Annotated in this window: 12 protein-coding genes; 6 read left to right on the forward strand and 6 right to left on the reverse strand. The window is 60.3% G+C overall.

Annotated elements, in window-relative coordinates:
- The first annotated feature begins 81 nt into the window (after nt 1-81).
- The 4 genes from AC3WQS_RS29105 (at nt 82) to ctaD (ending at nt 4,169) form a co-directional block, all read left to right on the forward strand.
- The gene (locus tag AC3WQS_RS29105) at nt 82-960 is read left to right on the forward strand and encodes a M23 family metallopeptidase (protein WP_234552570.1); all 879 of its coding nucleotides are present in this window, start codon (nt 82-84) and stop codon (nt 958-960) included.
- Nucleotides 961-992: 32 nt separating this feature from the next.
- A complete protein-coding gene (locus AC3WQS_RS29110) occupies nt 993-1,352 on the forward strand; it encodes a BlaI/MecI/CopY family transcriptional regulator (protein ID WP_003944627.1) in 360 nt (119 codons plus the stop codon).
- The gene (locus AC3WQS_RS29115) at nt 1,353-2,303 is read left to right on the forward strand and encodes a M56 family metallopeptidase (RefSeq protein WP_021334389.1); all 951 of its coding nucleotides are present in this window, start codon (nt 1,353-1,355) and stop codon (nt 2,301-2,303) included.
- A 117-nt stretch (nt 2,304-2,420) separates the two neighbouring features.
- Nucleotides 2,421-4,169, forward strand: a complete 1,749-nt coding sequence (gene ctaD / locus AC3WQS_RS29120) for an aa3-type cytochrome oxidase subunit I (protein ID WP_021334388.1) — start codon at nt 2,421-2,423, stop codon at nt 4,167-4,169.
- A gap of 701 nt (nt 4,170-4,870) precedes the next feature.
- On the opposite strand, the gene AC3WQS_RS29125 is transcribed toward ctaD, so the two are convergent.
- The 3 genes from AC3WQS_RS29125 to AC3WQS_RS29135 form a co-directional block, all read right to left on the reverse strand.
- Nucleotides 4,871-5,065: an antitoxin gene (locus tag AC3WQS_RS29125; RefSeq protein ID WP_021334386.1), complete on the reverse strand. Its 195-nt coding sequence runs from the start codon at nt 5,063-5,065 to the stop codon at nt 4,871-4,873.
- Between the two features lie 151 nt (nt 5,066-5,216).
- Nucleotides 5,217-5,879, reverse strand: a complete 663-nt coding sequence (locus tag AC3WQS_RS29130) for a vitamin K epoxide reductase family protein (RefSeq protein ID WP_021334385.1) — start codon at nt 5,877-5,879, stop codon at nt 5,217-5,219.
- The gene (locus AC3WQS_RS29135; RefSeq protein WP_021334384.1) at nt 5,876-6,532 is read right to left on the reverse strand and encodes a DsbA family protein; all 657 of its coding nucleotides are present in this window, start codon (nt 6,530-6,532) and stop codon (nt 5,876-5,878) included. Before AC3WQS_RS29135 ends, AC3WQS_RS29130 begins: the two co-directional genes overlap by 4 nt.
- Nucleotides 6,533-6,715: 183 nt before the next feature.
- Between AC3WQS_RS29135 and AC3WQS_RS29140 the strand changes: the two genes are divergently transcribed.
- Both AC3WQS_RS29140 and AC3WQS_RS29145 read left to right on the forward strand, forming a co-directional pair.
- Entirely contained in the window at nt 6,716-7,258 is a 543-nt protein-coding gene (locus AC3WQS_RS29140) for a copper resistance CopC family protein (RefSeq protein WP_234552571.1), read from the forward strand.
- Nucleotides 7,259-7,298: 40 nt separating this feature from the next.
- Nucleotides 7,299-8,234 (forward strand): cytochrome c oxidase assembly protein, encoded by a 936-nt coding sequence (locus AC3WQS_RS29145; RefSeq protein ID WP_021334382.1) that lies wholly within the window; start codon nt 7,299-7,301, stop codon nt 8,232-8,234.
- Between the two features lie 56 nt (nt 8,235-8,290).
- On the opposite strand, the gene AC3WQS_RS29150 is transcribed toward AC3WQS_RS29145, so the two are convergent.
- From AC3WQS_RS29150 to lnt, 3 genes are read right to left on the reverse strand one after another with little or no spacing between them, the layout of a single operon-like run.
- The gene (locus tag AC3WQS_RS29150) at nt 8,291-8,995 is read right to left on the reverse strand and encodes a DUF305 domain-containing protein (protein WP_134771760.1); all 705 of its coding nucleotides are present in this window, start codon (nt 8,993-8,995) and stop codon (nt 8,291-8,293) included.
- 31 nt (nt 8,996-9,026) lie between these two features.
- Entirely contained in the window at nt 9,027-9,827 is an 801-nt protein-coding gene (locus tag AC3WQS_RS29155) for a thioredoxin-like domain-containing protein (protein WP_021334380.1), read from the reverse strand.
- Nucleotides 9,828-9,877: 50 nt separating this feature from the next.
- Entirely contained in the window at nt 9,878-11,434 is a 1,557-nt protein-coding gene (gene lnt / locus AC3WQS_RS29160) for an apolipoprotein N-acyltransferase (protein ID WP_492713566.1), read from the reverse strand.
- Between the last annotated feature and the right edge of the window lie 7 nt (nt 11,435-11,441).

The raw sequence follows: 11,441 nt of genomic DNA on the forward strand, positions 1-11,441 counted from the left end.
CCCAAAAACTATGCGAAATAGTAGTACGCTGTCTGGGACCGTCACCATTCTGTGACCTTCCGCGACGCAAGGAATGCGATCTTGGCCCGACACCGCAAGCCCGACACCGACGATCTCGACTGCCCACTTCGGGAAAGTTATCTTTTCGGCACGCCACACAGCGATCGAGACCTGCCAGTCGACACGATGTATATCTCCACCGCATCTGCAGTCGACCGGGAATCCGTCGCTGGAAGCGTTCAGGCGCGACGCGGCGGCGCTCATCGCCGACAGTCCCGCAGTCGTCCTGGTGGACGGGCTTTGGTTCTCTCTGTCGCCACCGGCGCTTTGCTTGCCGCCGGCACATCCGCCTCACATGCATCGACGGGGAGCGTCAGTGCTCCCGTCGAGCTCGACCAACAACCGCTGGCACCTCTCGACCAGGCACTGGCATCGGCTCCGGAAATTCTCCAGGTTCCCAAACTGGCCGACCTGGGGAGGCTGGCCGAACAGTTGGCTCGAGGCACCGAACGCGACACCGATCGCGCGTCGAGAGAGGCAGCTGCACGCCAACCGCTGACGATGGCTCCTGTCAGCGGAACATTGACGTCGAACTACGGGCCGCGTTGGGGGTCGACTCATTACGGGTTGGACATTGCCAATGAGATTGGTACACCTATCGTGTCCGTGACCGACGGTACGGTACTCGAGTCCGGACCTGCGTCGGGTTTCGGACTGTGGGTCCGTATCCTGCAGGATGACGGGACAATCGGGGTCTTCGGACACATCAACGAGACTCTGGTAACCGCGGGTCAAAAGGTGCGTGCCGGAGAATTGATTGCGACGGTAGGAAACAGAGGACAATCAACAGGGCCACATCTGCATTACGAGGTGTGGCAGGCAGACGGCCAGAAGGTCGATCCCATGGCATGGTTGGACGCGCGTGGGGTACAGATCCAGCCTCCGGCCATCAGTGACTGACGCAATCGACGATTTTCGAAGGGGGAAGGAAGATGAAGAGGCTCGGCGGGCTCGAATCCGAAGTGATGGATCTCCTGTGGGATGCAGAAGAGCCGCAGTCTGTGCGGGATCTGGTCGACCGCTTCGAGGGCGGCGCCCCGAAGGCATACACCACGATCTTGACCGTCGTGACGCACCTTCACGAAAAAGGGTGGGTACAGAGGGAAAAACGAAGCCGCGCGTACATCTATTCGCCATCGCGTAGCCGCGATGAAGCGACCTCACTGGCCATGCGTGAATTACTCGACAACAGCAATGACTCTGTTTCAGCGCTTCTGCACTTCGCGCAAAACGTCTCGGATGACGAATACGAGGCACTGCGGCGAGCACTGGATCACGGCAAGGTTCGGTAGATGACTCTCGCCGCAGTCCTCTTTCTCGGGGCCGTGCTCATCGGAGCGTTCATGCCCAAGGTTTTGCGGCGTTTCGAATCGACCACTCTGGCTCCTGCAGCGATTCTCGCGGCATGGATCGGCAGTATCGTGGGTCTGGGATTCCTTGCCGTATCGGCAGTAGTGATCCTTCTGTGGCCGAGCCATGCACCAGCGGAAGGACTCTCCGAGGCCCTTGTGCGATGCTTCACTGCCTTCCAGCACGCGATGGCTCCCTGGATCGGGGAAGCGCTCGCTGTCGGCGGAGTTGCGGTTACCGCGCTCATCGCCGCTCGGAGCCTGTTCTTGGCTCATCAGCAACATAAGGGCCGAGCGAAGGTCCGCGACTACCACCGTGATGTCGTATCGATCATCGCCCGCGCAGATCCGGCATCGGATGATGTTCTCTGGCTTGATCATCCGATGCCGATGGCCTACAGCGTCGCTGGACGGCCGGGATTCGTCGTAGCGACCAAAGGTCTCTCCGATTGCTTGACCGCCTCCGAGCGCGAAGCGGTGATCGCGCACGAGCGGGCACACTTGCGAGGGCAGCATCACCGGATCATTAATGTGTGCGAAGTCTTCGCGAAGGCGCTGCCGGTGATCCCGCTGTTCAAAGCGGCTCCCGCTGCGGTGCGGCGGCTGGTCGAGCTCGCTGCCGACGATCGAGCTGCACAAGCCACCAGCCCCGATGCCGTCCGGTCGGCATTGCGCGTGGTGGCGACGTCGCCGCTACCTCAGCCGGTGTGGACACTCGGGCTCGGTGACGACGAGATCTCGGTGCGTTTGGTCAGGCTGCAGGCCGATTCCCGGATTCGCGCCACCAAACTGGTCTGCATCTCTGCTGCGATGCTCCCGATGATCGTTCCCGTCATCGCCGCGTTGACCACCATAGTCGTCTTCTCCGCCTCCGCTCATGCCCTCGTGACCTAAGACGGCACCGGAGGAACACTCGATCGGCACTTCGAACCCAAAAACTATGCAACGTAGTATTTGGGTTATGCTTCTGTCGCACACTCTATTTGCGTCTCGACAGGAAGTGGGCTGACTATGACCGCAATTGCATCACCCCCCATCGCCGCCCGGCCGTACCCCGCGCGACGGGCGCCGAAGGGATCGGTGCTGCGGAACCTTGTGACGACGACCGATCACAAGACGCTCGGCTTGATGTATTTGGTGACTTCGTTCGCGTTCTTCCTCATCGGCGGGCTCATGGCGCTGATCATGCGCAGCGAACTGGCGATTCCGGGCATGCAATTCCTGTCGAACGAGCAGTACAACCAGTTGTTCACCATGCACGGCACGATCATGCTGCTGCTGTACGCGACGCCGGTGGTGTTCGGATTCGCCAATTTCGTTCTCCCCCTGCAGATCGGTGCGCCGGATGTCGCCTTCCCGCGACTGAACGCGTTCAGCTACTGGCTCTACCTTTTCGGTGCTCTCATCGCTACGGGCGGGTTCGTCACTCCCGGAGGTGCCGCAGATTTCGGCTGGACGGCCTACACGCCTCTGAGTTCGGCAGTCAGCTCACCTGGGGTCGGTGCGGATCTGTGGATTGTGGGGCTTCTCGTCTCCGGTCTCGGCACGATTCTCGGCGCGGTCAACATGATCACCACCATTGTCTGCTTACGCGCTCCCGGCATGACGATGTTCCGCATGCCGATCTTCACGTGGAACATCTTCATCACCTCTGTCTTGATTCTGTTGGCCTTCCCGCTGTTGACCGCCGCACTCTTCGCACTGCTTTACGACCGTCGCCTCGGTGGCAACATCTTCGACCCCGCGAATGGCGGAGTCCTGCTGTGGCAGCACCTGTTCTGGTTCTTCGGCCACCCCGAGGTCTACATCATCGCGCTGCCCTTCTTCGGTATCGTCTCGGAGATATTTCCGGTCTTCAGCCGCAAACCGATCTTCGGCTACAGCGGCCTGGTCTACGCGACGCTCGGTATCGCGGCGCTGTCGATCGCAGTGTGGGCGCATCACATGTACGCGACGGGCGCGGTTCTCCTGCCGTACTTCTCGTTCATGACGTTCCTGATCGCCGTGCCGACGGGTGTGAAGATCTTCAACTGGATCGGCACGATGTGGAAGGGACACCTGACGTTCGAGTCACCGATGCTGTTCTCTCTCGGATTCTTGATCACCTTCCTCTTCGGTGGTCTGTCCGGTGTGCTGCTGGCGAGCCCTCCGCTGGATTTTCAGGTCACGGATACTTACTTCGTGGTCGCCCACTTCCACTACGTGGTTTTCGGTACGGTCGTGTTCGCGACGTACGCCGGTATCTACTTCTGGTTCCCGAAGATGACCGGTCGCATGATGGACGAGCGCCTTGGCAAGTGGCACTTCTGGACCACGTTCGTCGGCTTTCACATGACGTTCCTCGTCCAGCACTGGCTCGGTGCCGAGGGTATGCCGCGACGATATGCCGACTACCTCCCCGCAGATGGATTCACCACACTCAATACAGTCTCGACCATCGGATCCTTCATTCTCGGAGCCTCCACTCTCCCGTTCATCTGGAACGTCTTCAAGAGCTACCGATTCGGCGAAGTGGTCACCGTCGACGATCCGTGGGGCTACGGAAACTCGCTGGAGTGGGCAACGACCTGCCCGCCGCCGCGTCACAACTTCACCGAGTTGCCGCGCATCCGCAGCGAGCGTCCGGCCTTCGAGTTGCACTACCCGCACATGGTTGCTCGGATGCGGGCAGAAGCACACGTCGGGGCCGGGCATCGATCGGAGTCGAGTTCACCGGGATCGGAAAAGTCGCTGACTGCATCCACGTCCGACAGTGACTAAGAGAAAGGAATTTGGTTCCGTTCGAGGACCTAGAACAAGACGATGTCAGCACGAACAATGCCCGTGGTCAGTGTCCCGGCAACAGATACCGCCGCCGCACTTCTCGCCGATTGGTTGATTCGAGATGCACTGCCGACTGCTCTCGACGGCGGAGCGGCGCACCATGCAAGCGGCTGGTTGCGGACTTTGCCCCCGATATCTCATCGCCACATCCGACATCCCCGTAAGCTGCGGGTTCACGCCCGTCGAGTAAGTGAAACGATCGCTGCAATCGAACATCAACTCCGGACCGAAGCAATTTTCGTGGACTCAGCGCACGCTTTCTCTAGACCCATCACGGCCCTTCCTGATCCCGTGTTGAACGCCGCAGCCAGTATCGGAGGCACAATGATGGATATCGGGAGTTCCGCGGCGGCATTGGCGAATCGCGCGCTCCTTCTCGTTCCCGTGACCATCGAGTCGGCAGAAGCGGCGATATCAACTCAAACGAGGGTAACCGATTCCTATTGCGCCCTGCTTACGCGGCTGTGGCACAGCGATTTTCACGCAAGTATCGTCATTCCTCCGCAGGTCGAGCACTGAGCCCATCTTGCTTCGGTGTGTTGCTATGAGGGGCACCGAAGCAAGATGGGCTCATCGGCGTCTGTTCTTGCCCGAGCGGATTCGCAACCGAAACGCAAACGGTCGGCACGACAGGGCGGCTACTGCTGCTTCGGCGGGATCGTTCTCTTGGCCGCAAGCGCGGCCCTCTGGATCTGACTGGTCAGCTTTCCACCCGTCCTGGCTTCGGCAGAAGCGGCGGTTTTGTCGATCGCGCCTTCGATCTTGTCGGCGTTCTTCGAAGCAGCCTCTTTGCCCTTGTTGACCAGAGTCTTCACTGCACCCATGAGTTTCATATTCGTCTCCTACGCCTAGCCGCCATCGCATCTGCTCGGGACAACCACGGAACTAAAAACTAAGCTCCATAGTAGTTGAAGATTGGTTCGTTCTGCGAAGCAGGCAACTGCCGGGGAGGCGGGCTGGCATCGGCAAGCTTTCCTCGTGCTCTCAGGCCAACGTCGACCAGTAGTCCCAGAACGCGCTGACGATCAGGCTCGCGACGGACAGGATCCAGATGGTCGGTACGAGTGAGTGATTTCCGGCGCCGAGGGCAACGATGTTCTTGACGGTTCGTGAAGAGGCCGACAGGCTACGAGCGCCCAGATGCAAAGTGGCGTACCAGAGGGCTGTCATCGTCACCACCCACACCACCATGCAGTACGGGCACAACGCCTGGATTCTGTACAGGCTTTGGAAAATCAGCCAGTGAACCAGCACTGCGCCTGCGAACAATCCGATGACGAGACAGCGCCAATACCATCGAGGCAGTGCCTTTGCCTCGATGAGTGTCACGATTCCCGTGGTCAGCAGGACAGTGAATGCGACCACGCCGAGGATCGAATTCGGAAAACCGAAGAGCGACGCCTGCGGAGAACTCATCACCGATCCACAGCTGAGGACAGGGTTGATGCTGCAGGACGGGCGATACGAGGGATCTGCGAGAAGCTGAAACTTCTCGATGGTCAGTATCAGAGACGCAGCCAGGCCGAGAGCGCCGCCACCTGCGAGAATCCATCCGACGACATAGGGGGAACACACTTTCGGAGACGATCCGACAGTCGGAGGTGTACCGGTATCGACGTGGGCACCGCGCGCTCCCGTTGATGTCATTGGGCCAGCGCAGCGTCGATACGAGCGGTGAGATCGTCATATGTCGGCATTGATGGCAACTGGACGCCGTTGAGGAACAGCGTCGGGGTGCCTTGTACTCCCAGGTCGATACCTTCGTTGAAGTCCCCTTTGACACGCTCTGCGACTGCGGGATCATTCATATCTGCCTCGAAGGAGGCCATGTCGAGTCCCAGATCCTGGGCGAACGTACGAAAGAGGGCTTCTTGAGACTCCGACGACTCGCCCCACTGGGTCTGCGTGTCGTACATCCGCTGGTACATCTCCACGAACTTCCCTTGCCGAGACGATGCTTCGACGACTCGCGCAGCGAGTCCACTGTTCGTGTGGCTGGGAATGGGAAAGTACCGTACACCGAAGGTAATGCGGTCAGCGTACTCAGCACGTATCCGCTCCATCGTCGGATACATCGCCAGACATGCCTCGCACTCGAAGTCGAGGAACTCGACCAGCACCACGTCGTTGTCCGGCGCAGTGGACAGCAGATGTGTGTCGTCGCGGAGAACCGATGCCTCCGAGACGCCGGCGCTGGTGCCCTCCGTCCCTCTGCGGTTACCGAGCAACAGCGCGCCGAGGACGACAGCGAAGACAGCTACCAGGGCTATCGAGAATTTCGCATTGGTGGTCAACTTCACGGATCCGCCTACCTGGTAGGTGCTTGTCGATGTGCGCAGCCTTCCGACCGCCACACACCCTGACTACTATGCAACATAGTAGTCGGAGGTATTGTCTCAACGAGGTGCCGGTGCGCATCGATCGCCGTACTCCGCCACTCGATGGTGTGAGCCGAGTAGGAGGAACAGATTTTGAGGCGTGCAATGGTTGTGCTGCTGGTGGCTGCGGGGTGTGCGCTCATCGGCGCAGGCACCGCGCAAGCCCACAGTGCACTGGTCGGATCGACTCCGTCCGCCGACGCGGTTCTCGACACTGCGCCGAGTTCGGTGGAATTGGTTTTCAACCAGGAAATTCAGACGAGTTTCGCGAACGTGACCGTCAGTGCGGCCGACGGGATGCAGGTCGGAGCCGGGGAGCCGTCGGTACAGGGAGAGCGAGTTTCTCTCGCGACGACCGGTCAGATACCTTCCGGTACCTACACCGTTGGATATCGGGTGATCTCCGAGGACGGACACCCGATCACGGGGTCGTACTCCTTCACCTTGAACGCGGCGACGAACAATGCAGCGCCGTCTCCTGCAGGTGCAACGCCTCCGGTAACTATTGCGCCCTCGGCGGCAACCGGCGATGCCGACTCCGACGACGGATCTCCACTGTTGTTGCCGATTCTCGGTGGCGCAGTGGCAATTCTGTTCGTAATCGGGATGATCATCGTCCTGCGCGGAGACAAGCGTTCGAAGCGCTGAGCTTCGCGCCACGGTAGAGCGGGGAGGGACAACGTAGGCGATGGACTGGATACGTTTGCCCGAGGCAGCGCCTTCGTTCGGAGCTCTGGTGGGATGGGCTCCGCAGCCACTGCCCGTTCTACCGCTGATCGGAGTCCTACTGGCAGCGTGGTACTGCTGGGGTGTTTGTCGGGTGAAGTCTTCCGGTCGGGTGTGGCCGTGGACGAGGACCGCCAGCTTTCTCTTCGGCTGTGTGTTGCTGATCCTGGTGACGGGCCTCGCCATCGAGGGCTACGGGTACGAACTGTTCAGTATCTGGATGTTCCAGCATTTGACCTTGTCGATGGCGATTCCGCCACTGCTGGTTCTCGGCAGTCCGGGTCTGCTGCTGCTGCGGTCCACGCCTCATGCAGGTTGGGGAATTCCGATCCTCACGCTTGCATTGACGGCGCTCAGAAGCCGAACCGCGAAGATTCTGCTGCACCCCGGTGTCACGATTCCGCTGTTCTTGTTCAGCTACTACGGCATCTATCTCTCTCCGATGTTCGACCTGGTGGCATCGTCCTGGGCCGGCCACACAGGCCTGGAGGTCTTCTTCCTGGCCACTGGAGTGTTGTTCATCGTTCCGGTTCTCTCATCTGGTCCGTTGCCCGTCAAGCAAAGCAACCTGGGGCGATGTTTCGACCTTTTCGTCGAAATGCCTCTCCACGTTTTCATCGGCGTGATCCTGATGATGGCGACCTCACCGCTTCTGAGTACCTTCAGCAATCCGCCGACGTCTTGGAACGTGGATCTGATGGCTGATCAACAAATGGCGGGGGCCTTGGCGTGGTCGTACGGAGAACCGGTCGCGTTGATCATCATGGTGGTTTTCGCGATGAGGTGGAACCGCGACGAGTCCCGCACCAACGCCGTCGTCGACAAAAAGGCCGCCAGGGACGGTGACGTCGACCTCGATGCCTACAACGAATTCCTCAAAACTCTTCCACGTCGGTGAATATCGCAGAAGCCGGTACGACGGTTCGGCGGATGCGAAGGTGCCGGAGGAGAGTGTCAGTTCATCGGGATCGGTTGGGCGCCTCGCATTGCGAGCAGTTCTCGCAATGCGGTCGATTCGGCTTGCTGTGTGGCGGCGATCTGTCGAGCAAGATTTGTCACGACGGGGAGATCGGCATTGTCGGCGGCGTATTGGGCCATCGGAATTCCCCCTTGATGGTGGCGCAACAGCAATTGCAGATAGCGAATTTCGAATGCCGGCCCTGTCAGCGCGCGTAGTTCCGCGAGTTCGGCAGGAGAAGCCATGCCGGGCATCACAGCTGACGAATTTGTGCCGGAATCATTTTGTCCGGTGCTCATGCCGGGCATCGAGTGATCCATCGCCGAGGTAGTCGAGGGCATCCACTCCATGTATTCGCCCGTGCCCCGGGCCGGTCGATCCCAGAGGGACAGCCACCCCTGCATCATTCCTATCTGACTTTGCTGAGTAGTGACGACGTCGTAGGCGAGCGTACGGATAGCAGGGTCGGCTGTGTTCGTCAGTGCGAGGGATGACATCTCGACCGCTTGCCCGTGGTGAACGGACATGTCCTGCGCGAAGCCGACCTCTACTGCGCCGACGGCTGGGGCGCTCTCCGAGGTGTTTTCGATTCGTCCCTTTGCCCACAGTCCGATGACGATTCCGACCAACAGGGCGATGACAACACCGAGAACCAACGCTGTGGGCCTCGTGTCACGGCGTTTGCCCGATGAATCGGACATCGACTCGGACTCAATGGGTACCGGAGCGTGTTCAACCATTGCTGCGTTCTCCCGTGATCGCGGGCATCGGTGTGGCCGTTGCCCCGGGGAGACCAGTTGCTGACTGCTCCGATGCTGCGGGAATCGCATCAGGGCCTGGCGGAGATGCGTCGAAGGGGGAAGGAGCCTTCGGGTCGAATCCGCCGGGGACGGTTGCACAGCTGGCCCCGACCTCTGGATGGGTGTTCGGGTTCTGTTTGAGGGAAGTGACGAACTTTGCGATACGGGGGTCGTCGACGCTGTCGACTTTGAGTTGGTGCCCCCACGATTGAATAGAAACAGGTGAATCGATGCCGGGGAACGGTGACATCAGAGAATACGGTTCACCATCTACTTGGGAGGCAAGGGCATCGACGTCGGACGAGTTCAAGGAGTCAGGATCGTAGGACACCCAAACCGCGCCGTGCTCGAGTGAATGCACCGCATTCTCTGTGCGAATCGGCTCCGGGTAGACGATGCCTGTGCACGTTGCCCAGTACTGATCATGCGCTCCGCCCAAAGGCGGAGTTTGATCGTATGCCACACGCTGAGGCGCTTGGATATGATTGGCGGCAGCATATTCGATTTCGGTCACCCCCTCGATCGACTTCGACGGGTCCGGGTTGTCCGCGCTCGGAGCGTATTTTTGCGCTTCGGTTCTCTCGATGGCTTTGGGCACCATGTTGTAGGCGATGACCGAGACCAGGCCGGCGATAATCAGGACTGCTATCGATATCGACCACGGAAAACTTCGGCCACCAGGCACCCCACCGCCGCGGGGGCGAGGTGTGTTCTTCTTGCGGTTCTTCGACATTGGCGGACTCGTTCCCTAGTGCGTTGGCACCGACACTGAATTACTATCAATCATAGTAATTCATGGTTTTGTTCCTTCTGCCGAGACAGAAGCGGTACGCGCCCCCCGAAGAGAGGTGCGGTGGCGAGAGAAAGGACGATCACTGCCAGGGCGATCTCGGGAACCGCGCCCAGACGTGTTGCCGGTGTGAGATCGGAACGCAGGGCGACCTCGTCGGTCAGTGCCTGTGCTGTGAAGATCTCGCTCTGTTGGCGTACTTCCCCCGTCGGCGTGATGATCGCGCTGACACCGCTGGTTGCTGCGATCAGCACACTGCGGCCGTGTTCGACCGCCCGCACCCGCGACATGGCCAACTGCTGAAAGGTCATCTCGGTCCGGCCGAAGGTCGCGTTGTTGGTGGGAACCGCGATGACGGTGGCTCCTGCCTTGACGGACTCGGTCACCAGATCGTCGAAGGCCACCTCGTAACACGTGGCAACAGCTACCTGAACTCCGTTGAGGCCGACGACGCCGTTCCCGTTCCCGGCAACGAAATTGCCCGCAGAATCGGCATATGACGACACCGCACTAACGATCGATCGGAGCGGCAGGTACTCCCCGAAGGGCACAAGCTGCCGCTTGATGTGTTGCTGCCCAGGGCCATCCGTGGGATCCCACACCATGACACTGTTGACCGAAGTACCCGCCTCACCTACGAGAACCGTACCGACCAGGATCGGGGCCCCGATCGAACGGGCTGCTCGGTCCAGTCGATCCGCAGCATCCCGATTCACCAAAGGATCTATATCCGAAGCATTTTCGGGCCAGATCACCAGTCGGGGCCGGGCTACGCGACCGGCCGCGACATCGGCTGCGAGCTGCTCGGTGCGGGCAACATGATTGTCGAGCACCGCTCGGCGTTGGGCGTTGAAATCGAGGCCGAGTCGCGGCACGTTGCCCTGAACGACGGTCGCAGTGACGACCTCGTCAGGGGCGGCACCTGGAGAACCGGTCACCAATGCACTCACAAAGATGAGGACGATGCAGGCGCCACCTTTTGCCAATGCTTGCCATCGAACAGTTAAGGGCCCGGCCAGTGACCAGGCGATGAGGGTTCCGATCAGTGCAGTCGCGAAGGAAAGACCTGGCGCCCCCGCGATCGAAGCCAACGGCAGCAGCGGACTGTCAGCCTGCCCGAAGGCCAAACGCCCCCATGGGAAACCGCCGAACGGAACTCGGCTACGAAGTGCTTCTGCGGTGACCCATGCACCCGCAATCCACACCGGGGAAAGGGGAGCGCGACCGACGGCCACCGCCAGTACGCCGAACACGCCGAACGCGAGCGCTTCAATCGCCGCCAACGCCAACCAAGGCGTTGCACCTACGTACGCTCCGACCCACGGCAGCAAGGGAACGAAGAATCCCAGTCCCGCGGCATAGCCGAATCCGAAACCCGCACGGAGACTGCGACCCTGGAGAACGGCGGTCAGCAGGGCGATGGCTACAGGGGCGAGAAACCACAGCGTGCGCGGCGGAAAGCTGAGAAACAGCAGCCACCCAGCGCCCACCGAAAGCGCGAGAGGCAAAGCGATCCCACCGTGGCGCCGTTTGGGGCGACCACTCTTCAGGCATGCA

Source organism: Rhodococcus sp. FW305-130, assembly GCF_058788335.1.